Raw genomic sequence first — 24,140 nt, forward strand, 5'->3', positions numbered from 1 at the left:
GAAGTATGACCTTGCCAGAGGCAAAATTCTCGGGCCTACAATATTCCGCAAGCCCCCCTCTCCGCATCGCTAACTCGCTGAACAACTTTGCTCGGAGTTCGCCCTTGGCACCAATCGACACGTCTGTCGGAACAGTTGGCTTGAGCACTTCTTCCAGCTCAATATGCTGCGTAATGTTGGCTGCGCAGTGCGCTATGGAGTTGGCAACGCCAGTATTACCTTGTCGGTCAGCCGGGTCCATCCAACGTAGGCTGCTGCACAAAGCTCCGCGGGGCGTCGCAGTGGACTGTCGGCGGCACCGTCCACAAGTTCAAGATACTGGAGTCGGTCAACTGTCTCTAAATGCCCCTTGGCGATCGCAATTGGCCTTTCTCCCGAGCGGAATTCATCGAGCGCGGCGGAGAGTCCACGATTGAACGCAAGGGCCCGCTGACGTTCTTCCTTGCCGAGATACTGGTTGCGACTGCTCATCGCGAGCCCATCCTGCTCGGCAGCGGTCGGTACGGTGACGATCTCGATTGGGAGATTGAGATCAACCGCGCCATGCGACGCACGACTGCGCATTGGCTGAAAATCCTTCTGGCCAAAAAAAACAGCACGTCGGGCTGCACCATGTTCAACAACTGACATACGACAGTAGCGACACCGCGAAAATGTCCAGGCCTGAAGGCTCCGCACAGCTTTGGCGAGGTCGCCCGGTTCAATTAAGGTCTCGAAATGACTCGGATAAACTTCCTGTGCATCCGGCGCAAAGTGGAAGGCAACACCGGCGTCGCGGCACAGTCCCTCATCCTGCAAGAAGTCGGGCGTGTAGGTGCTGAGATCCTCGTTCAGTCCGAACTGAGTGGGGTCGACGAAGATGCTGACGTTCGATCGCCGGGCTCAATCAAGCCAGCCCGGCGCCGGCCCGACTGAGCGCATAGCCGCGCGACAAATGCGCGCGCTCATCATCCTCGTATGCCGGCGGGCCCAGAAGTCGACGTCGCCCTCTTCTACTGAATGAAAGAGGTGGCCTCAGTTAGTGGCCTTACTTTGCCAAAACCAGGATCGCAGTCGAGCGCGGCCTCAACGTCAGAGGGCGACTCTTCGCTTAAACCATTTCCTTGGTAGGCCAATGTAGTAGCCACGCCTCCGAAGTTCCGGCTCGGACCTGTGGAGCGTTTCGCAAATGGATTCCACAGGCGCGCCTGCATCAACAAGCTCGCGCAACAGTTCATCTTCCCGTCTGGTCCAGCGAGGAGAGCGGAGAGCCGCCTTCAAGTTAACCTCTTAGCCCTGAATTCATGCGGTTCTAGAGAAGAACTGTCCGCCAGCCTCGGCGAGCCTGTTCCGTGCCGAGCGCATTGCCAAGCTTGGCCTGCGATCTCCGCGTTCGTGTTCTGGAGTGCGCAGTACAGTCCCAATCAGGATGACAAAACTCATCTGAACAGAAGTGTGATCAACTGTATGGCCTCCGATAGCGTCGCCTCGGCTCTCCCAATGATCGTGTCCTCCTCAACAATGCCGGCGGAGGAATTCCTTCGAAAGCTATACGTTGGCATAGCCGAGCTGATCCTATGCCAACGAAATTTTGGAGCCACTAGGACTCACCCAGACCGTGACGGACAACCTGTGGGATGGGCGTGCGGCCCTGGAGTGAACCTGCGTGCGATAGCCTATCGCTAGGATCGCCCGCCACGGCCGGAACCGGCAGTACCAAACGCATGCAGTGGACCGGGCGCCTTGGTCGCAGCCAAGACCGGCTCGACCAGCATGGCGCGCGCATAACTGCGGCCGATCTTGCTGATGCGGCCGTGAGGGGCAGCTCCCAGTCCCGACAGCCGCACCCGCGTGTTGAGCCCGAAATCGCTCACCAGCTTCTGCGGGCTGTTCAACCGGCTGATCCTGCAGCGCAGTCCGCGTGATATCAATGCGGCCTGCATGTGTCGTGTGTATCGGGCTGCCCGCACCGTGCTTCCGGTGCCTCGGCTTGGACTCCTAGCTGTCGATGCACGCATGTAGCTTCCGGAGCAGCGCGGACGTGCCTCGGCGCCTCGAGTGAGTGAGAACCCGACGCTGTCCCTGCTACACGCGCTAGCTGAGGGCGCGGCATCGGCTTCAGCACAAACTCCGAAAAGGCTGCTCGCGCCTAAAAACTCTCGGTTCCAAATGACCCGACGAGAGCTGCGGGCGCGCGCTCTCGGCGCAACCGGGCGAGTCGGAGGCGACCAGCCCTAAGTTCTCGGCTCGTGTCTGGCAGGAGGTGCGAATGCGACGGGTGATTGGCATTGATGTCCACCGAACCTCGGGGAACTGGTGCTGGGTTCAAATTGGCTTGCAGCCTTGGAGCCAGTTTAAGGCCGTTTTCCCAATGCTGTTTGCGGATCGTGAGGATGCGTAGTCTAAGCAGGGCCAAATCGATATCTTTGGGCCCGGCGACCTCTCGAACTGATGAGGTCGCCCGTAGCGCCGGCCATGCGGCGTCATTTGCTGTCGCGATCCCGAGGAATGCGTCGGCAACCAGCGAGATATTTGGTGGCGGCGTGAAAGTAGGGTTGTCGCCCAGGTATCATCCATCATCACGAAGCACCCGACTGGTGCGCCAGCACACGAGCGAGCAGTTCTAGCGCCTGATGGCCGACCATGGCATCGTTTGCAGCATGAGCCGTTCCGGGAAGCGTGGGACGATGCGGCCACGGAGAGCTTCTTCTCTTCTCAAGACCGAACGGACGGCAGGAAAGATCTACAGAACTAGAGACGAGGCACGCGCCGATGGGTTCAGCTAAACTGAAAGATTTTGCAACAATACCCGCATGGACTCGACCACGCCTATGTCAACCCGGTTGAGTTCGGGCGCAAGACGGGTTTAGCTGAACCCCGTGTCCATTAAACCGGAAAGCTCAGGCGCTTGGTGAACGCGTAAGACCACCGATTTCTCGGGTTCGGAGCTTGCCGGAATAGTTGGCGGGTTACGAATCGGCGATCGGCAGGCTTACGAGCACTAAGTCGACCGCTGCCCAGCCCCCAGGCCCCGGGCAGCGTAGGATAGCCGGCGGCGGATGACGTCCGCCGGCCATCTGCTCGGACGAGTTGCCCAAGTTCTCTACGAGGAGATTTGTGGTTCATCGTAGCCATCAGAAGCGAAGATGAACCACAAGTCCAAACCGGGCGAAGCGACGGCAGAACAAGTATCGCCTGGGGGTGCGTGATCGCCTCGTAGTCCGACAACTGAACTTCTCCCGCACCGTGTCGATCACCTTGAATCGACCCTGAGATCTCTTCCAGAGTCGAGGTCACCCTTCGCTTATTGCATGGAGGCCCAGTCTTTGCGTGCACCGAAATGTTCCGTGACGAAGACGTGGAAGACGGGCACAAAGAACACAGCGAGGAGCGTTGCTGAAATCATGCCACCGAATACCCCGGTCCCGATGGCGCGCTGGGTTTCGGCGCTAGCGCCGCGGGCAAGCATCAATGGGACCACACCGAGTGGAAAGGCCAGTGAGGTCATTTGGATCGGACGCAATCGAAGCCTGGCTGCTCCGACGACGGCGTTCGTAAGCCCACGCCCTGACTGCGAAGGTTCTTGGCGAATTCGACGATCAGGATCGAGTTCTTGGCCGAAAAACCTATGATAGTAGTAAAGCCGATGGTGAAGAAGACGTCTTTTTCGAGCCCGCGCAGATGGGCCGCGAGAACGGAACCGATTATTCCAAGCGACACGACAAGCGTCACCGAGAACGGAATTGACCAGCTCCCGTAAAGCGCAGCCAGCACCAGAAAGACGACCAACATGGAGAGAGCAAGCAGGATTGGCGCCTGCGAGGCAGATTGCTTTCGTGCAGAGACTGTCCAATCCACTCGACTGTGAAACCTGGGGGCAGTTTGAGGCTAGTCTTTCCATTTCCATCATCGCGTCGCCGGCTATCCCGGGTGCAGCCCTTGCCGGCAATACGCATGGCCGGGTAGCCGTTGGAGCGCACGAACTGGAGGGGACTGGTTTCCATGACCGGTGTGACGAGTTCTGACAAGGACACCGTAGCGCCCGCATTGTTGCTGACGTAAAGCTTGAGCACGTCGTCAACCTGCATGCGGCTCGTCGCATCGCACACGCCGCGCCCCGTATCACCACGGTGTAGTGCCGGCTTGTCTGCATCCTCGCCAGATATGCTCGGGGCCCGTTTCTACGTGGCTGAGGTGAGCGCCCGTAGTTGCCCAAGCTTGGCGCGGGCAATCGTGTATGTACATGTGCCCATCTCGTGCGGCCATTACCACACCGATAGTGCGCCTTTACGCCGTCGGCCAGCCACCAATCCTGGTAGGCGTCCCATGATCGCTCTTGGCGCTACAATTCCGCAGCCCGTGGGAGCTTCAGACACTCCCGCGAAGGCGAGGGTGGTTAGCGTTGTTATGGCAAGGTTGGCCACTGAAGTTAGTGGGGCGTGGTAGGGACAGCGCTTTTTCGGACCAGCACAAGCGCCGAGTCACGTCGGGCTAACTTCACCGGCAGCGTGGGCGCGGCAGGGACAGCGTCGAGTTCTCTTGAGTGAAGGCGCCGAGTCGCACCTGCGTTGCCGTCAATATCAAAGGGGTTAACCCGGTAGTTAGCTATGAAATGGAGGTATGAAACATACGCCGGTCTAGCCGAGATCATTATCGTGCCGGGAGGATGCGCTCTCCTGTTTGATGGTCAGGTTTTAGGCCAGTATATCTCGCCAGTCATCGCAGCAGAAGGGTTAGCGAACGGGAGATGTCATTGGCCGTGGGCTGGAGATCCTACAAAGATGGGTATCCCGCGAGACTTATCTGAGTGGCAAAGCATCCCATAGCGCCGCGTCGGCTATGAGCACAGTGGTGAAACGCGATCGAGCTCTCACCCAGATTAGCTCGCTACGCGATCTGACGCGATGGGTTCGGATGGACTGTGATCGGTGTTGTGACCGGGCAGGCCGCATGCCAGGGCAACGTCACCTTCACGGGGCTTTTGATGAAGGACGCTGTCGACTTGGCCGACGCGCTGTCTTGGATCTCTACTTTGACAAGCATCGTCGATCGCGCAAGTTATGGCAGGGGCAGACTGCGCCTGTCCTCCAGCCCGCTTGATCCCCCAAATAGCTGTGGGACGATCTGAAGAGTATCTGTTCGTCGATAGGAACCCGCGCTCGAGTACCGCAACAGTTCACCGTATTCCTCCACGATAAAGCGTTAGGTCCGGGTTGATTCGAGTCGCAATGGACGAGGACGGCACAGTACAGCTTCGAGCATGCGAATCCTCAACTCGACCAACGCTCGGCTCGTTAAACAGTGCCAACGTTCGCTCGATTAAGTCCGCATGGGGAAGCGCGTCCGCAGTCCAGTCGAGTGGCACAAGCGTCGGCGAACCACATGGCGCTAAGACACTATGGCAGCCACTCCCAGAAGAGCGCGCCAATACCATTTTGTCGGATTGAGCAACGGAACGACGGTAAGGCGGAGCCCGATTCTGAAAGCGGCGTCTGCAAAACGAAATCGGCGTCAAGTACGGCGACAAAGGCCGTGGAAAGCCGCAAAGAGTCGTGAGGGCAGCAGCATCAGAGCCCGTAGCGCGTAAGAAACCGACGGAATTGTGCGATCGGGCCGCCGGTGAAGATAACGCGTCCAGTACTCCCAATCGCGCAGCCGAGATCTGGCTCTCCTGCGAGATCTGAAACAATCACGGTGACATCAAAGCGCTGGAGGTGCTGCGCACTTCGACCAGCGAAGGAGCATCATTGTAGGGCTCCCGATGAAGACTCCGTCGCGGGCTGACGCAAGTTCGGCCTCGAGGTAATTAACTCGATCCGAGAACTCGATCAGCGGCTGGCCGAGCTTAATGTCGAGAGCGAGCAAGTGAAAGCGCGCATCGTCCATCTCGACCGGCAAATCGTGCCGAGCCTGTTCGTGTCTGATCTTCGCTACGCTCAACGCCGGCGTTGTTGGCATGCCTGGAATATACCGATGGCCAATACACGCGGCGTGGCTAGGATCTCGTCAAGATCGTCGACCGCAATACGCTGAGCGTCACCGCGGGCGTCGCCGAATCCGTGTATGATAGTCTTTCCGTCGGCGCGGCCGTCCAGTTTCGGCTGTTTGGGGACGATCGCATTTGTACGAGGTCCGTGCCAAAACGCTGCCGTCAGATGACGCCGTCGTTCTAAACTGGTCCAACATCTTCGATGCTTCATTGAACGATTTTGACCAGGTTTGCGCACGACATCCAGGTGGCACGTCACTACGCCAAAAGGACTCTTGGAGTTGGCAAGATTCTTCAGAAGATCGACCGTAAATTTTAATGCGCCCTGCAAGGGAAGCGCTCCTGCATCGCCGTTCCGATATCAAATGATAAGCAACCCGTGCTTCAGAAAATACGGCATCTCAATTGATTAGTCTGACCTCGGCGGCTCTGTACTTTGAGCGGCGTTTGTTGAAGCGACGATCGAAAGACACGCGCGTCCCCGGCACCAGATCAGCCCCTGTGCAGTCGCAAAGGTCCGAAATGTGAACGAACAAATCCATGCCGTCGCAGCTGTCGGGTCTGATGAAGCCCCAGCCCTTCTCAACACTGTAGGAGACTACTGTTCCAGTCTGCATCTCTGATCTAACGTGTGTTCGAGGCTATGGCATGGCCGCTTAGGCGCCGAAGTCGCAAGCCACAGCAAATCGGCGGGGCGGACCAGACGCTCGCGACGCCGAGCCCGCCCCTAACATCGCCGTATCTGGAGCAATACGTGATGGTACCTCTAACCAAGCAAGGGCCGTGCCGAATTGAGAATTGGAGGTTCAGCAGGGACTTCGTAGCGGGCTGCAGGGTCAAGTTGTCGACATTCGTTTGAGAGCTGACGTCCGTCGTCAGACAACTCCTTGAACCAACTGTAACACATCGAGGCAGCGATGCCTTCTGGGCGGCAGATCTCGAGATGTTCTCCTTGCCGCGCACAGCATCATGCGGATCCTCTCTTCCGCCGAATAATGCCGGCGGGTCTGTCGCCTAATGTCTTTTTACAACTTGTTCTGCCGGTGCTTTTCTCGGTCCGGATTTCTGTTTCATCTTCGCTCCCGCTGGCTACTATGAACCAGGAACTCCTCCCAAAGCAAAATCACACTGCCTGTTTCACAGGCCCCGACGGCGAACACTCTTTAGGTCAGCGTGGCGCCTTGGCTAGCTAAGTGCCGCGCAAGGTCAAGCGCCGGAAGTAGTGCATGTCTAGGACAGCTCGCGAAGCTGGACCGGCAGGCCAAGCAAGCATGGATAGTTTGCGCCGGACCAAAACCACGCCGTACCCCACGTGCGCGTCTGTCGGCAATCTGCACGTCCTTCGCTATGGCGAGTAAGGTCTCGGCTTTGAGGCTGCCGGCCCGGAAAGCTGTCGTAGGCTCGTGGCTCAACAGCGGTCGCCTACTGTGCAGACTAGGCTGCTTCGCCGGATCATGCATCCTGCTGTAAGACGGGCTCGGCTTGAAGACTGTGAACGGTCTTTTGAACGCTGCCGGAAATGCGCAGCATCTTCTCGACTGAAACAATCTAAACGGCAGGGGACACTGCTTCGGTGGCAGTCCGAGGCAGCTCGCAATACTGAAGTCGCTTGAGAAGCCGCGTTCTTGAGAGTGAACCAAATCAATGTCCATCGTTCATGGCAGCCGCTCGTCTTGTTAGTTCTTGTGCATGGTGGAATCTGCGCGAAGTTGATGGATGCTAGCGAGGGCAACGATGCGCGTATTCGAGACAACGCAAATTGGCCGGCCCAGGTATCCGAAGGGCCTGGGAGATTCCAGGCCGAAACGCGACGCATTGAAACGTGAAGGCGCCAGCTTTGAAGTGACAGGGCTTCGTAGGTGCGAGCTCAAATGTTTGAGTATTTTCCTGAAAGCGTAGGTATGATCATCATCATTGGCTGGGAAGTTCTTGTTCGAAGCCGCCCTCCGTCTCAGCCAGCTTCCGGAACGTGCGGAGGTCGACACGTCCGCCTGAGGGAGTATCAATATAGTCTATGTCTACTCCCGATCTCTCAAGACACTCCGCCTTACACAGGGCTTCTCTTGCGCTCAAACTTTGAACTGAAAAATGCCTCCGGCTAAACCCCGTTCGATGACACCTAATGCTGTAGGACACGGATCCCCCTCCGTTGAGAGCGACAGTATAACCAACTTCCCGCGACAGTGCGACCGGCCATTCTTGGTAGGTCCTTGCGGGCGCGTTTGCGCAATCACCGCGGCTCCTGAGCTTCAAACCGACTTTCTGAAGCAGAACTGTGAGATCCTCTCCAATCAAAGTGCCAGACGTCCGTCGAACTTCATCTGAAGTGAGTCAGAGCCAGTACGCTGGATGGCTACGGCTATCGTCTCAAAGTCCGTCGGACCGGCAGCCGAACGAGAAATGTTGCGATACAGTTGCGCTACGATCCAGGCAATGAGGCAGGAATATTTGCATCACTCCAGTTGACTTCAGCGATTCCCTGCCTGCGAAGGCACGTCGTAGTGAGGTGAAGAACATGGAAGTCCTGCCGCACTGAGCCGAACGCGGGAATGCTGTTCAAACTGCCACCTCATCCCTTTCGATCGGATCAAAGTGGCATAGCGCCCCGTCGGGCCACTCCCGAACCGCTGCACCTAAGGACATAGCTATGTTGCCATCAGGCGATCCTTGTTGGCCTCCAGAGCGAATCTCAAAGGGGATTGATGCTGTGCGGCAAGGTCGGCGTGAAGGCGCTTACCGAAAGCGTGGCCCGCGCTTGTCATTTGCGCCCCCCCGCATTGCAAGCCCCAAGTGCGCCTCGCCCGCATAAAAGCGGCCCCAGCCAATCGGCGACAGCCGGGGCCGTTGTGCTCTGGCACGGCGGGGGCTATCGGCCAGGGCGCATCAACAATCCAATCCCTTCGCCACAAGTTCGTAAACGATAGCTGCGCCATGAGGCGGCGCTACTTTTGAAGCGCCTACGATCCATTGCCACCTTGATCTCGAAGATGGCGACGATCGCCGCGCAGACCGCTGTACCGCCAATTGCCGATACAGGATCATTTCGATCCATACGTGTACTAACACTGGACGAAGGCGGTTAATCCGGCCCCAGCCGTGAATCAGGACAGGCCGAGGCGGCCTTACTCTCGATGCTGGGGGTTGTGGTCGTGCCAGTCCGCCATCTGTTTGTACTCGCGGGCCATCTGCCCGAGCTCGCGCTTCGCTTTCGGATTGCCGGTTAGGGCGGCCTGGTGCCGGCCGAGCAGTTCAAGCGAGCGGTGCGAATAATTCGGCGGGAGATCGGTCTGGCATTCGGCAGAATACCACGCCCCTCTCGGGGGCGGTCAGCCGTGTTACAAAGCGAACACTTCTCAGAAGGCCGGGCGAGAAGACCGCAGTCGCGGCCTCAAGACAGCTCCTGGGGCCTGTGCCGCGACGTTCCGCACGATGGGCGCTGCGGCTTGACCTAGCACATCGCGCGCTAACCCGGCGAGGATCTTAGCCGATCGTTAGCAAGAATCTGCAGTTTGCTCTTGGGACGAACCGTGGGGACATGCACGGCCTTGTGCTCAGGCTCGGGGTCGAGGGTCCGCCAGCCAGCCCGGAGGGCCTTCCCTCATGCCCCTAACTTTCGATTCACATGTATGGAGTCGGAACCGGTGCACGCCGTAGCGTTGGTGAAACCGGGGCTGGCTATATATTTCACTTAAACCAGGGCTCTCCCTCGCGTCGCGCGCTTACTTCGTTGTCGCGCTGCCGGACCGGGGGGAAGCTTCCTGCATTGCGCAAGGAGCTAACGTCGGCTGGTGGACGCAGGCGCGGAGATCGGCACGCGGCAGATCCCCGGCGTGGACGGCCCCTATCGCTTTTTTGAAAGCAGCTCGCGAAGGGCGGCCGCGTCGAGCATCTGCTCGGCCAGAAGCTTCTTCAGCTTCGCGCTCTCCTCTCCCAGCGCCTCAGGCGCTTGGTCTCAGAGACATCCATGCCGCCGAATTTAGCCTTTCAATTGTAGATCGTCGCTTCGGAGATCCCATGCCTGCGAGCCAGGTCAGCCGTTTCGCCCAAGCCTCATCCTCCTTTAATACCGCGATAATCTGCTCTTCCTGAACCTTGCTCGCCTCATCTGTCCGTCCCTCTTCGGGCTGGACTCTAACTCCTTCGCCTTCTGGAACAAATACTTAGTGGCGGGTCACGTCCCGGACAAATCCGAAAACTTCACGTCAAAAGAGGAAGCGGAGCACCTCTACGGGAGCTACCGAAACTGCCGGTTTTCTAGCTTCTTGACTTGGGTTTTATCTGGACGACAGCCAACGGAGACCCTCTATGTACATACCATCCCACTTTCGAGATGACGACCTCAAGAGCATTCAAGCGACAATCCGCTGCGCCCGATTGGCCAACCTGATCACGGCGACATCAGATGGGCCACTTGCGACGCCTCTTCCGCTCTTCCTCGATGAGAGCGAAGGCAAACACGGCGCGCTGTACGGGCACCTGGCGAAGGGCAATCCGCAATGGCGCACGGCCCCGATTGGAGAAGCTCTGGCGATCTTTAGTGGCGCAGAGGCTTATGTGACACCATCCTGGTATCCAAGCAAGCGTCAAACTGAACACGTGGTGCCTACATGGAATTACATCGCGGTCCACGCCCATGGACCGATTGAGTTCTTCGAGGATCCTAAACGCCTGCTTGAGATCGTGACGCGTCTGACGAATATCCATGAGACGTCACGTGCGACGCCCTGGGCCGTCAGCGATGCGCCCGCGGATTTCATTGCCGTCCAGTTGCGTGAAATCGCCGGCGTGCGCATCCCGATCACCATGGTCGAAGGCAAGCGCAAGATGAGCCAGAACCGCCCTGCGCCCGATCGCGTTGGTGTCGCCACCGGCCTAGCGGCGAGCAAACTGGCACAGGACCTGGAAGTTGCAGCTCTTATCCTGGCTCAGGACTGAGACGATAATGTGCATGACCGTGGCCAACAGCGCCGATGGACATTACATCTGCAGCTCTCACACGCTCCAGCGGCATTAGTAGAGATTAACCCGGGCATACAATTACCTCGCGACATTTATTAACCGAACAGTCAGCTCGGGCTTACCGCGCTGTAGACACTTGTCTGTATTCTGACAGAGGCACAATCTCGTGTCAGGTCCAGTACAGCGCGAATATCGAAAGTCCATTCGGCCTTGTGGCTTGCCAGCGCCGCCTAGGTTGGCGCCTCCTGCTGTCCGCTTCGGCTTTCACGGTTCGACATTAGAAGGGGGAGGTCGGTGATCGAGTTTTTTCGTCACTCGGTCCAACCATCGGCTCAGTTCGATGACTCGCGCCGAATACCACGATTCGTTCAGTGCCCATTGGCGGTACATGGTCGTCTTTCGCCTGGCACGATGCTTGCTGAAGATCATTCGCTCCGAGAGGCGAGAGAGAGAAACTGCAAGGGCTTACAAAAGCAACATGAGCACAACGGCTTTGATCGGTGGCGTCATTCCGAGCACCGATGTGGTGAAACGAGCAGCGCGCATCGGCGCCGAAATCAAAAATATCAAGCTATCAGGCGATTTACCGGATCACGCGATCGCTGCGATCAACAGCTTATTGCTCAAGCACAAGGTGATCTTCTTCCGTAATCAAGGACATCTCAATGACGCCGAGCAGGAGCGCTTTGCCGCTCGTCTCGGAAAGTTAGTGCCGCATCCGATGCTTGGTGCCACCAAGGGGATGGCGTCGCTCCTCGAACTGGACTCCACTCGCGGCGGCGGTCGCGCAGACGTTTGGCATACGGATGGGACCTTCGCCGACGCCTATCCCAAGATTTTGGTCCTGCGGGCCGTTGTAATGCCAAGGTTCGGAGGCGACACCGTGTGGTCGAACACAGCTGCCGCTTATCTTGATCTGCCGCCGCCTCTACAACGCCTTGCCGACGGCCTATGGGCCGTTCACAGTAACGTTTTCGATTACGCCGGGATCGCGCGTGTCCGCGAGGTCGACAAGAAGCACTTTGACGAGGTGTTCACCAGAACGGCTTTTGAGACCGAGCATCCCGCTGTACGCGTCCACCCCGAGACAGGCGAGCGGACGCTAGTGCTCGGCGCCTTGGTGAAGCACTTTGTTGGGGTCGGCAAATACGACGGACAAAAGTTGTTCGATCTGTTCCAATCTCACATCACCGCGCCCGAAAACACTGTGCGCTGGAACTGGCTAGAGGGCGATATTGCAATATGGGATAACCGCGCAACGCAGCATTACGCGGTAAACGATTACGGGGACCAGCATCGCGTCGTACGGCGGGCCACGGTCGAGGGTGACGTGCCTGTCAGCGTCGATGGCCGGAGCAGTGTAACGCGCTTCAAGGCGACCGAATAACTGCAGTTGGCCCAGCGCCTCGCGTCTGAAAACCGAGAAAACCTGATAATCGGAGTTGTATCCGGCGCGAACACACCTTTCCGACAAGATATCTCGGCTCTTGGCGCCAGCTCGGCAGCGCCTAGAATTAGCATCGACCAACAGTTTCGGAAACCTTGAGCATCACTGTCCTTCGCCAGCGGCCGGTACGTGGCCTTCACGTTTCAGTTTAGAAAATCCTCGATCCGTGGCCATAAAGCGCGCTAACATGGGAGCGATGAGCTTAGTCGGATCGACCACTTGGCCACCCTGACGCGTAAGCGCTTCCGCATATGCAATGAGATCACGATGCACGGCCGCAGGCAGCTCGGTACTCACTTTGACCGGCTTGTCGTCTGGAAGCTCTCCAATTTTGAGTTTTGGCATGTTGTCACCCTCTATAGGGCGTAAGTATGAGGTCACGATTGACAAGAACACGAACCGGGAAGCCAGGTCGTACAGCCAGAGTGGGCTGGATGTTGAGGCTGCGGCGAACGACCTGCTGTCCGGTCTGATTCAGTGAGTCTGAGGCGCCGTGCCGCAATGCCTGGATGATCGCGCTGTCGTTGCTGTTGGTGTCCGAGCCGGCCCCAAGTTCGGTCCCGACCGCCAGAAACGTCGATAGTGCCGCAGCCTTGAACAGCTCACCCCAGTGATTGTCGACCTGGTCTTCGAGGCCTGCATACCCGGCAGCGTCAGCGCCAGGCTGCCGCTCGAGAACGATGGAACGTCCGTTCGGCATAATCAGCCGGGTCCAGACGAGCAGGACACGGGACTGGCCGAAAGTGACCTGGCTATCGTAGATGCCGATCAGACGCGCTCCCTGAGGCACAAGCAGAGAGCGGCCGGTCGGCGTGTCATAGACATTCTCGGTCACCTGCGCCGTGATCTGGCCCGGCAGGTCCGACCGGATTCCGGTGATCAGGGCTCCCGGAATAACCGTCCCAGCCTGCACGATATACGGTGAAGCCGGCTTGGTGACGCGATCAGGGCTTACCGTGCGACGGTCCACAGAAGCGTTCACGAAGGCAAGCTTGCGGTCCTGACCGTTTTGCGCATTTCCGTCGTCGCCGGTGCTCGTCGCGCTCGCAGGCACGACGCGCTCGTTTCCAACCGCCGCAGCGGCGGGCGGACGCACTTCTCGTCCATTCGCCGAAGCGAATAGATGGCTGATGCGGGCTGCTTCGGTCTCTTGATCCCGGCGCTGCTGTTCTGGATCAGCGCCGATCGTCGGCAACTGGCCTTGGGCCGCAAGGATCGGCCGACCGAGGTCCCCGGGAAGGGGCGGACCCAGTTGCGGGATTGGCTGGCGCGGAATGCCAGTGTAGTCCTTCGGCAGCGCCGTAATACCGTCAGCGACATTGTGATGGTCGGTACTGTAAAGCTCATCGGCCGCCTGGTCTCGAGGGCGATTCTTCTGCAGCGACCACAGCACGGCTCCACCGATGACAAGCAGGGCGACCGCGCTCCCTCCCGCCAGTACTTTCCGTGACAACCGTGTCACGCGCGGGTGCTCCGCTCTCAAGCGGAAGCCCCTGGACTGATCCTCTTGTGTCTCAGGCGGAGCCGCTTGCTCCTGATCGTTCATATTCCGAGTGTTCATGACGACGGTCTCCCATCGGTCCTGACAATACGGACCTTCTGCTGGTGCTCGCCGCCAAGCCGCAGTTCGGCGGCAGCAAACAGCCGATCGACGATCAATACGTTGCCGTAAGCGCGGTAGTTGACGAGTTCAGTCTTGCCGTCTGGACCGATGACGAAGAGCGGAGGCATCTCGCCCTGCACGATCCCCGCCGGGAATTCGACATAGACCTTGCGGCCATCGTCATATGCGGCGAGCGGCCGCCAGGGAGGACTGTCCCCTTCGATGGCATAGCGGAAGGTGCGCTGCGCCGGGTCCGGAAGAACAGGCTGCGCGACCGAACGCGATCGTTCCCGTGCAGTTTCTGGATAGTACCAAGCAACAGACGGCATGTATGGCCGTTCGCGGGAGCGGAGCTCAATCAAGTAGGTGCGCCGGTCCGTATTGACCACCAAGTTGGTCTCAATCGAAGCTCGGGTCGGCTTGACCAGGATATGGACCCGCCGTGTGTCGCCGCTCCCGCTTTCGGTATCGCCCACGACCCAGCGTACGGTATCTCCGGCCGCGATCGGTCCTGATCCCGTCAACTGCTCTCCCTCCTCGAGCGCGATATCCGTGATCTGCCCCGGTGCGGCGTAAATCTGATAGAGCGCCCCGGGACTGTAGGCGTAGATTTGCGCTGCGTTGAAATAGCCCCGCTTGCGCGGTTCGACCCGGGCTGCGCTGTTTGCCGTCTCTACGCGGCTCACCGGCTCAGCGTCTTCTTTCGCGCCTAACTTGCCGCCGAGAGCAGGCTTCCAGAGAGGTGGAACGTGAAGCGGTCGCGATCTGTCGTCGAGAGCCACTGGCGCCGCCGGCAGCGGAGGAACATCAGCGTCATAGCTGATCTCCGGCGGAATGTAGGTCGCGCAGCCTCCGAGCGCGGACGAACAAAGCAGGAAAGCGGATAAAAATGCACGCTTCGAGCTCACGAACTCGGGCCAAGCCGAGCCGAGCCTGCTTTGCTGGAGGGAACGTTTCGAATGAACGTCAAACGGCATCTTGGTCACTGGCTCAACTCCTTTGACCAGTTGATGGCGCGGACGTAGACGCCAAGGGGGTTCTTGCGCAGGCGTTCGGCATCGCGGGGTGTCTCGATCACGATCGAGAGAATTGCGGTCCAACGCTCAGTCGCGCTCAACGAGCCGTTGTCGTAGATGCGCTGGGTCCAGGCGACTCGAAAGCTCTCCGAAGACGCGCGAATGACGCTTGAGACGTCCACTGAGATTTGTGCCTTGCCCAGCTTGGCAAAGGGGTCATTGTTGCGCGCATAGTCGTTCAGTGCAGCCGCGCCACGATCCGTCGTAAAATCATAGGCCCGGAGCCAATTCTGGCGCAGAACGATACTGTCTGCCGGCAAACCTCTGACGTCCTCGATGAAGCGCGCCAGATGGTAGGCTATCTGAGCGTCAGTAGGTTGATAGTCGATGTTGGCCGGCGCAACCCTTTGGGCTTGACCGAGATGATCGACCTCAACTACCCAGGGCGTGATCGAGCCTTGGCTCGATTGCCAGACAAGGCTGCCAGCGAGACCGGCAGACAACATCAAACAGCCGAACGCCATCAGGCGCCAGTTCTTAGCTTGCACGCGCGCTGATCCAATGCGTTCGTCCCAAACCTGAGCGGCCTTTTGATAAGGCGTAATCGGCTCGGGCATGCGCCCGTAGTGAACTGTTGGTCGTTTGAACATCGATGGGTGCCCCTGATATCGAGTGATCGGTTTCAAGTGTGCGATAGAAGGATTTGAGGCGCTGCTGTGCGGCGGAGGTGTAGTGGTGCGTCTCAGCGTTCTCCTTCGGACAAATCGACGGAAGAGCCGCTGCCACCATGATCGCCCGAGCGGACGGCGTGGCCAGCAGCCGAGGCACCGTGCTGAATGATCTGAGCACGCTTCATGCGGCGAGCCCAATCAGGCTGCCCGTCGGCCGGAGCGCTCGCGCCCTGGTCGCCCGCTTGGCTACCTCCGAAGGTAGCCGCTGCCCGGCGCAATGGACTCCACGCAGCCGAAGCGCCAGCCTCCGCGACGCCGGCAAGGCCGCCGCTTCGATAGGCGGCTGTTGCTCCGCTTATGACAGCGCCGCCACCGCGCGCGGCGCCTGCAACCGCACCGCCAGCGAGACCGGCACCGCCAGCGGCAAGTCCCGCGCCAGCTGCAACAATGCCGCCAGCAGCAAGGCCTGTTCCAATCGCGGCGCCGGCGCCAAGTTGAGGTCCGCCCGACACTAGGCCGTTTGCGATACCCGGACCGAAGATGCCGAGGCCCAGCAAGGAAAGCGCCGCGAGCACCAGTGTCATCGCGTCTTCGATGGTCGGCTGTGCACCGCCGAAACCTGCGGTGAACTGCGAGAACAGGGTGGAGCCGATGCCGACGATGACGGCCAGGACCAGGATCTTGATGCCGGAAGATATGACGTTGCCCAGAACGCGCTCCGCCGCGAAGGCAGTCTTGCCAAACAAGCCAAAGGGAATGAGCACGAAGCCGGCCAGCGTCGTGAGCTTGAATTCGATCAGGGTGACAAAGAGCTGGATCGCCAGAATGAAGAAGGCGAGCAGCACCACAATCCAGGCGAATAGGAGAACGACGATCTGGACGAAATTCTCGAAGAAGCTGATGTAGCCCATCAGGTTGGAGATCGAATCAAGCAATGGTCGACCGGCATCGAGGCCGACTTGGGCGATCTTTCCCGGTCGCAGGAAATCTGCCGCGGAGAGGCTTGCGCCCGATGCTTTCAGTCCAAGACCGGCGAAACTCTCGAAGACGGTGCGCGCCAAGCTGTTCCAGTTGCCGATCAGGTAGGCAAAGACGCCTACGAAGAGCGTTTTCTTGACGAGGCGCGCGATAATGTCTTCGTCCGGCCCCCAACTCCAGAACAACGCGGCGAGCGTGATGTCGATCGCAGCAAGGGTCGTTGCGAGATATCCGACATCGCTGCCGAGCAGCCCAAAACCGTTGTCAATATATCGCGTGAACGTTTCAAGGAACTGGTCAATGATCCCCGTACCAGTCATGGCTTGCTCGCCTCAGGCATCGCCGGTCCCGGATAACCTTGCGGGATCCGGCTCTGATCCTTTCGGGCGGACGCCAAGCCTGCGGTGGAATCGTCTTGGCCAGGATCTGCGGGAACGTTCTTCCTGCCCAAGAAGCGGCGCCGGTTTTCGGCCCAAATCTGCTGGCAATGCCGATAACCTGCTGTTTCCTCAGCAGTGACGCTGCGGCAGCGTGCGAGATCAGGGTTGGCTCCATCTGTCGTCCGCTCCGTCTTCGGCAGCGCGGGCGACTCGTCACTACCGCGAAGCTGAATCGTGCAGGCTGTGACCACCAAAACGCCGATTGTCGTCAGCAGCGACAACGCCTTGAATGCCCGAATGTCCGTCATCAGTGGAACATCTGCACGCTGGATGATTGATAACCCTGCCCTGGCGTAAGAAACCGTCGAAGCTGCTCGCGGCCCTGGTCCTGGGCCGAGGCGCGTTGCGCTGCTTCAAGGCTTTGCGCCCTGCCCTGCGCCGTCACGACAGCGGTGAGGTCGGCGAGCTGCTGCGCGTTAAGCGCGAGAATCTGGTTACCAGCTTGTGTTGCCTGCAGAGCGCCGCTTGCGCCCTGGCTAGACATGACGAGCGCGGAGGTCTGGACACGGTTGGTGTCGAGATTGCCAACGATGCCGGCCTGGACGCGAAGCGCGTCTTGCGTTGCGGCATAGGAATTCTGCCAACGCGATTGAGCATTGGAGATCAGTAACTGGTTCGATTGGCTGCTGGTCGCTGGCGCGTAGCTGGTCGAGAACGCGCGATCGATCTGATCGACGTCGTAGGCGATCCGCTGGGCCTGGGCCAGCAATTGCTGGGTCCGCTGGATCGAGGATTGCAGTTGGCGCAGGGATGAATACGGCAGGTTTGCCAGATTCTTTGCCTGATTGATCAGCATCTGCGCCTCGTTCTGCAACGAGGTGATCTGGTTGTTGATCTGCTGCAGCTCACGGGCGGCAGTCAGGACGCTCTGGACGTAGTTGTTGGGATCGAAGACGATCCACTGCGCCCGCGCGGGCACCCTGAGGTCGAGCATCAGCGCGACCATGCCAGCGGCCGCCAATAGGCCAAGACGCCTCATAGCGATTTCTCCAGATTGACGAGGTTGGGGATCAGGTCGAGGGCCCAGGCGACGCCACGGTGCTGTAGCCAGGCCGGCACGAAGCCGTCAGGTCCATGTTCGGCGAGGAGTTGCGAGATGGCTGCCTGGTCTGTCTTGGAAGAGGCTGCGGTAAAGGCCAGAGCGACCTCGCCAAGGCCAAGTTCGAACATCCGGTTGCCGCGGCGAGATTGGCAGTAGTAGTCGCGCTTGGGCGTAGCGCGGCTCAGAAGCTCGATCTGGCGGTCATTGAGGCCAAAGCGGCGATAGATCGCTGTGATTTGCGGCTCGATCGCCCGCTCGTTCGGCAGCAACAGCCGCGTTGGGCAGCTTTCGATGATCGCCGGCGCGATTGCGGACCCGTCAATATCCGAAAGCGATTGGGTGGCAAAGATAACGGACGCATTCTTCTTGCGAAGCGTCTTCAGCCATTCCCGGAGCTGGCCGGCAAAATCTTCGTCATCGAGGGCAAGCCAGCCTTCATCGACAATAAGTAGTGTAGGCCGACCGTCGAGGCGGTCCCCGATGCGATGGAAGAGATACGCCAGCACGGTCGGCGCAGCACTCGTTCCGATCAAGCCTTCGGTCTCAAACGCCTGGACCGACGCCTCGCCGAGATCTTCGAATTCGGCATCGAGCAAGCGCCCGGAAGCTCCGCCCAGGCAGTATGGTTGCAGGGCGCGCTTCAGGGAGTTCAATTGAAGAAGGACTGACAGGCCCGTGAGGGTGCGTTCCTCCCTCGGCGCCGAAGCGAGAGATGTTAGCGCCGACCACAGATGATCCTTGACCTCAGGGGTGATCTCGATCTTTTCCCGTGCCAGGATCGCGCCGATCCATTCCGTCGCCCACCCTCGCTCGGAAGGATCATCGATCCAGGCCAAAGGTTGCAGCGCGACTGGGTTTTCGTCCCCGTCAGACAATGCACCGCCGAGATCATGCCAGTCGCCACCCATGGCGATCGCGGCCGCCCGGATCGAACCGCCGAAATCGAAGGCAAAGACCTGCGAATTCGGGTAACGACGGAACTGTAGCGCCATCAGGGCCAGCAGGACCGACTTGCCGGCTCCAGTCGGTCCCACTACTAGCGTATGGCCGACATCGCCGACGTGGAGCGAGAACCGGAAGGGCGTCGATCCCTCGGTCTTGCCGAACAGAAGCGGCGGACCCTTGAAGTGCAGATCCCTCGCCTCGCCGGCCCAAACAGCCGACATCGGAATCATATGGGCGAGGTTGAGGGTCGAAATCGGAGGCTGCCGCACATTGGCGTAGACGTGCCCGGGCAGACTGCCGAGCCAGGCTTCGACGGCGTTCACGGTCTCGATTATGCAGGTGAAATCACGGCCCTGTATGACCTTCTCGACCAGCCTCAGCTTTTCATCGGCAGTGTTGGGATCGCGGTCCCAGACAGTGATGGTCGCCGTAACAAAGGCTTGTCCGATCTGATCCGACCCCAGTTCCTGCAACGCTGCGTCGGCATCAAGCGCCTTGTTGTGGGCGTCGGTATCGAGCAGCGTCGACGCCTCGTTCGTCATGACCTCCTTGAGAATGGCGCCAATCGACTTTCGTTTGGCAAACCACTGCCGCCGAATCTTGGTCAGCAGTTTGGTGGCGTCGGTCTTGTCGAGCATGATTGCGCGCGTCGACCAACGATACGAGAATGCCAGACGATTCAGATCGTCCAGGATACCCGGGGTCGTCGCACCCGGAAAGCCGACAATCGTCAAGACCCGAATATTGGCTGAGCCCAACATCGGCTCTAGCCCGCCGGTCAGCGGCTGGTCGGACAACAGCGCGTCGATGTACATCGGAATTTCAGGCACGCGAACGCGGTGACGCTTGGTCGAGATCGTCGAGTGCAGGTAGGTCAGCGTGTCCTGATCATCGAGCCACGCGCATTCCGGCATAAATCCTTCAACGAGCTGCAGCACACGGTTGGTTTGGTCGATAAATCCGCGGAGCACCTCGCGGGCGTCTGCTCCCACAGTCCGATCGCGTCCCTCATAGAGCAGGCGCTCTGCCCTGGCGGCTCCCTCCTCGGGTGGCAGATAGAGGAAGGTCAAGAAGTAGCTGGACTCGTAGTGGGCACTCGCCTCTTCGAACTGAGCCCTTCGTTCCGCATCGACCAGCGCTGACGCGATGTCGGGAAAGACGTTAGGCGGGTACGCCCCCGCAAAGTGACGCTGCGCCTCAACGAACACGGCGCAGCCCGATCCCAGGCGACGCACGGCGTTGTTCAGACGGCTGGCGACGGCTACAAGCTCAGCCGGCACCGCGCTGTCGAGGTCAGGCCCCCGGAACTTTGCTGTCCGTTGGAACGAGCCGTCCTTGTTCAGGATGATTCCCTCGTCGACGAGGGCTGCCCAGGGCAGGAAGTCGGCGAGGCGCGCGCTGGAATGACGATATTCGGCAAGGTTCAACATGACCGATAACTCAAAGATTGAGATGACTGGGAATGCGCAGATGTCGGCGCACCACATCGACGAATGCGGGGTCGCGCTTGGCGGCCCAGACGGCGGCCATGTGGCCGATGAACCAGAGGACAAGTCCCGCGATCCACAGCCGAAGTCCGAGCCCAAGGGCTGCCGCAAGCGTGCCGTTCACGATTGCAACTGATCGCGGCGCGCCGCCCATCAGGATTGGCTCAGTGAGCGCGCGGTGAACGGGCACGGCAAAGCCTGTGAGGGGTTCATCCATCAGATAACCACGCCGCCGCCGAAGGAGAAGAACGAAAGGAAGAAGCTCGAGGCGGCAAACGCGATCGACAGACCGAACACGATCTGAATCAACCTGCGGAAACCACCCGACGAGTCCCCAAACGCGAGCGTGAGACCGGTCACCACGATGATGATGACGGCGATGATCTTGGCGACCGGTCCCTCGACCGACTGCAAGATCTGGTTGAGTGGCTGCTCCCAGGGCATGTTCGAGCCAGCCGCCCATGCTGGCTGAACTGCCAAGACCACCGTGCCGAAGGCGGCCAACGATGCACCTCGAAGAAAGCGAAATTGCTGACGCATGTCAGTCTCCTGCTGATGAAAGGTCGTAGTCGCCGGCGGCCCCTAGCCCGGTGACGAGGGCAAGCTCGGCGAGGCGACGGCCGGCGCCGCGCCCCGCCAGCACGGCGATAACGTTGATGGTCTCGGCGATCAGGGCCCGCGGAACCGTGATGACGGCTTCCTGGATGAGCTGCTCGAGCCGCCGCAGTGCGCCGAGCGCGGTGCCCGCATGAATAGTGCCGATGCCACCGGGATGACCGGTGCCCCAGGCCTTGAGCAGATCGAGTGCTTCCGCACCGCGGACCTCGCCAACCGGAATACGATCAGGACGCAGTCGCAGCGAGGACCGAACGAGATCGGATAGCGTAGCCACGCCATCTTTGGTCCGCAGCGCCACGAGATTGGGCGCTTTGCATTGGAGTTCGCGCGTGTCTTCGATCAGAACGACCCGATCGGCGCTCTTTGCTACCTCGGCCAAGAGGGCATTCGTCAGCGTTGTCTTGCCGGTCGATGTCCCACCGGCGACGAGGATGTTCTTCCTTGCGTCGACCGCGCCTCTCAGGATCTTGGCCTGCTCCGAGGTCATGATCCCCCTGGCGACGTAGTCGTCAAGCGTAAACACGGCGACGGCGGGCTTGCGGATAGCAAAGGCCGGTGCTGCAACGACCGGAGGCAAGAGACCTTCGAAGCGCTCGCCGGTCCCTGGCAATTCGGCCGAGACCCGTGGCGAACCGGCATGCACCTCGGCACCCACGTGATGCGCTACCAGGCGAACAATGCGTTCGCCATCCGCCGCGGACAGAGTTTCGCCTGTGTCGATCAGACCATCCGACAACCGATCGATCCACAGCCGCCCATCTGGGTTGAGCATCACCTCGACGATCGCTTCGTCTTCGAGGTAGCCGGCAATCGCGGAGCCAAGCGCGCTACGCAGCATTCGCGCACCGCGTGAGCTCGCTTCGGATTGAATGGAATGGATTGCCACTGTTCGCCCCCACCGAATGAGAGCGTCCTCAGACTCCCTCATATGGGGAGGATTAGAAAAGGCACCAATGGACTTGGCGCAACAAGCGCTTTCGGTGATCGTAGGCTGGCGTAGAAAAAGAAAGACTGAGAAACCGATATTTGACGGCTACTTAATCTTATCCGCTCGCCGCGAATTGCTGCTCACCACTCCGCATCATCATCCGCTGGCAGGAGGATGACCGAGTCCTCATAGAGCCGAACTGTCTCGACAGCGTAGGAAACATCGGTCGGCTCGAAGAAGACGATTGAACTTATCCATGAAGCGACGGATCGGCGCCAAGGCAGCGCGAACCAGACCAACGCTGCGATCTGCAGTGCTATGTAGAGACCGAACGCGACTTGATAAGCTTGGACGGGCCTACGGCCATCATTCGCAGACCATTGCTCCAGGATAAGACCTGTCGCGTATTGTGCCAGAAAGGCCCAACCAAAGTGCAAAACGTTCAAGGCGCCGTTCGCACGACCGGCAAGCTCCGGCGGAAAGTAATCCAGTATCACCGCGAAGCTCACCACGGTTGCCGTTCCGACAATTGCGACAACGGACCAGGGCAAGACGGATGGCAGAGGCGCTCGCAAGATCAAAGCAAACTCAGCTGCGATAAATAGCGCTGCAACCAGCGCCAATACTGTTTCCGCCCCAATTCCCCTTCGTTTGATGCAATGGACCGTCATACCGAATAACCAAGCGCCACCGCTAAGTACGATCGACATCATGAAAAGCTGTCTGACGAGACTTGCGCGATCAAGCCCCTCCACGTCGGCCAGCCATAGCGATGCCCACAATCCCTGCAGGGACCAGGCCGATCCAATGCAAGTCGCCGACAACGGGGCCATTCGCCAAAAGCGGCAATCGCCGAAAACGGAGCTAAGGGTCGCGGGGGTTGACGCCATAGACGAGACAATGCCTCGTTCGGGTACCACGACATAGATGAGAGCGGCCGTCACACCGGTGGCCGCCGCCAAGACCTCAAAGAGTTGCCGCCAGCCCATCCAAGCCAGCAGATGTTCGACGGGAGCCGTAGCGGTCACCGCTCCTAGCGAGCCCAGCATGACCATATAGCCGTTCAGCAAGGCAACGCGTTCCCTGGGGAACCAAAGGATCATGGATTTCAGTCCAGCCGTCAGCGCCGCCGCGAGGCCGAGCCCGATCATTGCACGTGCGATCAAAAGTGACAGGAAGCCGGTCGATACCGCAAACAGCCAAGCGCCCACTGCTGCGAGCAAGAGCAAAACACTCTGTACGCGGCGAGGACCAAAGCGGTCCAACGATATGCCGACGGGGATCTGGGCCGCCGCGAAAACAAGGAAATAGACCGACGTAAGCAACCCGAGGTCGGCAGTCCCAAGCCCGGTATCCGAGCTGAGACGACTGGCGATCAAAGCGTTGATCGTACGATACAGATACGAAAGATAGTATCCGACCGCAAACGGGAGAAATACGCGCGCGGTGAGGCGCCATGCCCCGGAAATCTGCATGCTGGCCCCTCTTGCTGTCAGCTGGTGCAAGCCGATAGCGTGACCAGCTTTTCGTCAGTTCAGCTAAATCACTGCGGGCGTAAGTTAGCGAACAAAAAGAAGGGAACGGCGAAACGGTCTTTCTCCATGATTCAATTAAGCTTCTTCGACCGGTTCCTGACGGCGAATATCTTCCGGAATCTCGCGCAGAAAGCTTTGCCCCTTTTGCAAACGGCGCCCTAGCGCCTCGACAAATCCTTCAAAGCGCTCCCTTCCCTTTACTTGCGCGGCCGCCTGCGCGTCGTTGGGCAACGGTGGCGTGATCGTCAGCCAGAAACGGATGAAGAGAGCCAAGGTCTCAGCCGCCAAACCAACGTCACGCTCGAGCCTCTGCATCTGACGCGACAACCGATCCAGGCGCCGGGTAAACGCCGCCTCCCGTCTGTCCGCGCCGTCCGGTGACAAAAATGAAGCGACAGCCGCTTCTACGATCGCGGACCTGGAAAGCTTCTTGCGATCGGCGAGTTCCGAGATCTGTTTCAGAAGCTCTGGCGGAAAATAGACGTTCATCCGGTCGCGCATAC

18 protein-coding genes and 3 pseudogenes are annotated in these 24,140 nt (G+C 59.4%); 3 read left to right on the forward strand and 18 right to left on the reverse strand.

The window, feature by feature from the left end; translation table 11 throughout:
* Positions 1–192: 192 nt before the first annotated feature.
* Both ACTEK7_RS22350 and ACTEK7_RS22355 read right to left on the reverse strand, forming a co-directional pair.
* Positions 193–861, reverse strand: a complete 669-nt coding sequence (locus ACTEK7_RS22350) for a pantoate--beta-alanine ligase (RefSeq protein ID WP_463671667.1) — start codon at positions 859–861, stop codon at positions 193–195.
* Positions 862–1,661: 800 nt separating this feature from the next.
* Positions 1,662–1,874 carry a transposase gene (locus ACTEK7_RS22355; RefSeq protein WP_463671666.1) on the reverse strand — a complete coding sequence of 71 codons (213 nt, stop codon included), beginning with the start codon at positions 1,872–1,874 and terminating at the stop codon, positions 1,662–1,664.
* 708 nt (positions 1,875–2,582) lie between these two features.
* Between ACTEK7_RS22355 and ACTEK7_RS22360 the strand changes: the two are divergent.
* A pseudogene (locus ACTEK7_RS22360) lies at positions 2,583–2,869 on the forward strand (IS3 family transposase); the annotation flags it as partial.
* Positions 2,870–3,283: 414 nt separating this feature from the next.
* Here ACTEK7_RS22360 and ACTEK7_RS22365 read toward each other — a convergent pair.
* The 3 genes and pseudogenes from ACTEK7_RS22365 to ACTEK7_RS22375 form a co-directional block, all read right to left on the reverse strand.
* Positions 3,284–4,067: pseudogene (locus tag ACTEK7_RS22365) on the reverse strand (efflux RND transporter permease subunit).
* Positions 4,068–6,369: 2,302 nt separating this feature from the next.
* Entirely contained in the window at positions 6,370–6,585 is a 216-nt protein-coding gene (locus tag ACTEK7_RS22370) for a cold-shock protein (RefSeq protein ID WP_225128600.1), read from the reverse strand.
* 3,230 nt (positions 6,586–9,815) lie between these two features.
* Positions 9,816–10,073, reverse strand: a pseudogene (locus tag ACTEK7_RS22375) (transposase); the annotation flags it as partial.
* 200 nt (positions 10,074–10,273) lie between these two features.
* On the opposite strand from ACTEK7_RS22375, the gene ACTEK7_RS22380 reads away from it, so the two are divergent.
* A complete protein-coding gene (locus ACTEK7_RS22380) occupies positions 10,274–10,903 on the forward strand; it encodes an FMN-binding negative transcriptional regulator (RefSeq protein WP_225128601.1) in 630 nt (209 codons plus the stop codon).
* A 502-nt stretch (positions 10,904–11,405) separates the two neighbouring features.
* Positions 11,406–12,314 (forward strand): TauD/TfdA dioxygenase family protein, encoded by a 909-nt coding sequence (locus tag ACTEK7_RS22385; RefSeq protein WP_225128602.1) that lies wholly within the window; start codon positions 11,406–11,408, stop codon positions 12,312–12,314.
* Between the two features lie 162 nt (positions 12,315–12,476).
* On the opposite strand, the gene ACTEK7_RS22390 is transcribed toward ACTEK7_RS22385, so the two are convergent.
* The 13 genes from ACTEK7_RS22390 to ACTEK7_RS22450 all read right to left on the reverse strand — a co-directional run bounded on the left by ACTEK7_RS22390 (position 12,477) and on the right by ACTEK7_RS22450 (position 24,138).
* Positions 12,477–12,719, reverse strand: coding sequence for a DUF2274 domain-containing protein (locus tag ACTEK7_RS22390; protein WP_128931751.1), 243 nt, complete (start codon positions 12,717–12,719; stop codon positions 12,477–12,479).
* Between the two features lie 4 nt (positions 12,720–12,723).
* Entirely contained in the window at positions 12,724–13,935 is a 1,212-nt protein-coding gene (locus ACTEK7_RS22395; protein WP_225128603.1) for a TraB/TrbI/VirB10 family type IV secretion system protein, read from the reverse strand.
* Positions 13,932–14,963, reverse strand: coding sequence for a P-type conjugative transfer protein TrbG (gene trbG / locus ACTEK7_RS22400; protein WP_225128604.1), 1,032 nt, complete (start codon positions 14,961–14,963; stop codon positions 13,932–13,934). Before trbG ends, ACTEK7_RS22395 begins: the two co-directional genes overlap by 4 nt.
* Positions 14,960–15,643 (reverse strand): conjugal transfer protein TrbF, encoded by a 684-nt coding sequence (gene trbF, locus ACTEK7_RS22405; protein ID WP_225128605.1) that lies wholly within the window; start codon positions 15,641–15,643, stop codon positions 14,960–14,962. Before trbF ends, trbG begins: the two co-directional genes overlap by 4 nt.
* 92 nt (positions 15,644–15,735) lie before the next feature.
* Positions 15,736–16,962, reverse strand: a complete 1,227-nt coding sequence (trbL, locus tag ACTEK7_RS22410; protein WP_225128607.1) for a P-type conjugative transfer protein TrbL — start codon at positions 16,960–16,962, stop codon at positions 15,736–15,738.
* Positions 16,959–17,330, reverse strand: coding sequence for a putative entry exclusion protein TrbK-alt (gene trbK-alt / locus ACTEK7_RS22415; protein WP_225128609.1), 372 nt, complete (start codon positions 17,328–17,330; stop codon positions 16,959–16,961). Before trbK-alt ends, trbL begins: the two co-directional genes overlap by 4 nt.
* Complete coding sequence (trbJ, locus tag ACTEK7_RS22420; RefSeq protein ID WP_225128611.1) at positions 17,330–18,061, reverse strand: P-type conjugative transfer protein TrbJ; 732 nt, start codon at positions 18,059–18,061, stop codon at positions 17,330–17,332. The genes trbK-alt and trbJ overlap by 1 nt, the downstream gene beginning before the upstream one ends.
* Positions 18,058–20,499 (reverse strand): conjugal transfer protein TrbE, encoded by a 2,442-nt coding sequence (gene trbE, locus ACTEK7_RS22425; protein WP_225128613.1) that lies wholly within the window; start codon positions 20,497–20,499, stop codon positions 18,058–18,060. The genes trbJ and trbE overlap by 4 nt, the downstream gene beginning before the upstream one ends.
* Positions 20,500–20,509: 10 nt before the next feature.
* On the reverse strand, positions 20,510–20,773 hold the full coding sequence (locus tag ACTEK7_RS22430) for a VirB3 family type IV secretion system protein (RefSeq protein ID WP_225128614.1): 264 nt from the start codon (positions 20,771–20,773) through the stop codon (positions 20,510–20,512).
* Complete coding sequence (locus ACTEK7_RS22435) at positions 20,773–21,096, reverse strand: TrbC/VirB2 family type IV secretion system protein (RefSeq protein WP_225128615.1); 324 nt, start codon at positions 21,094–21,096, stop codon at positions 20,773–20,775. The genes ACTEK7_RS22430 and ACTEK7_RS22435 overlap by 1 nt, the downstream gene beginning before the upstream one ends.
* Before the next feature lies 1 nt (position 21,097).
* On the reverse strand, positions 21,098–22,012 hold the full coding sequence (gene trbB / locus ACTEK7_RS22440) for a P-type conjugative transfer ATPase TrbB (protein ID WP_225128792.1): 915 nt from the start codon (positions 22,010–22,012) through the stop codon (positions 21,098–21,100).
* A gap of 230 nt (positions 22,013–22,242) precedes the next feature.
* Positions 22,243–23,577, reverse strand: a complete 1,335-nt coding sequence (locus ACTEK7_RS22445; RefSeq protein WP_225128616.1) for an MFS transporter — start codon at positions 23,575–23,577, stop codon at positions 22,243–22,245.
* A 135-nt stretch (positions 23,578–23,712) separates the two neighbouring features.
* The gene (locus ACTEK7_RS22450; RefSeq protein ID WP_225128617.1) at positions 23,713–24,138 is read right to left on the reverse strand and encodes a ribbon-helix-helix domain-containing protein; all 426 of its coding nucleotides are present in this window, start codon (positions 24,136–24,138) and stop codon (positions 23,713–23,715) included.
* Between the last annotated feature and the right edge of the window lie 2 nt (positions 24,139–24,140).

The organism is Bradyrhizobium sp. JHI2711 (assembly GCF_056156565.1).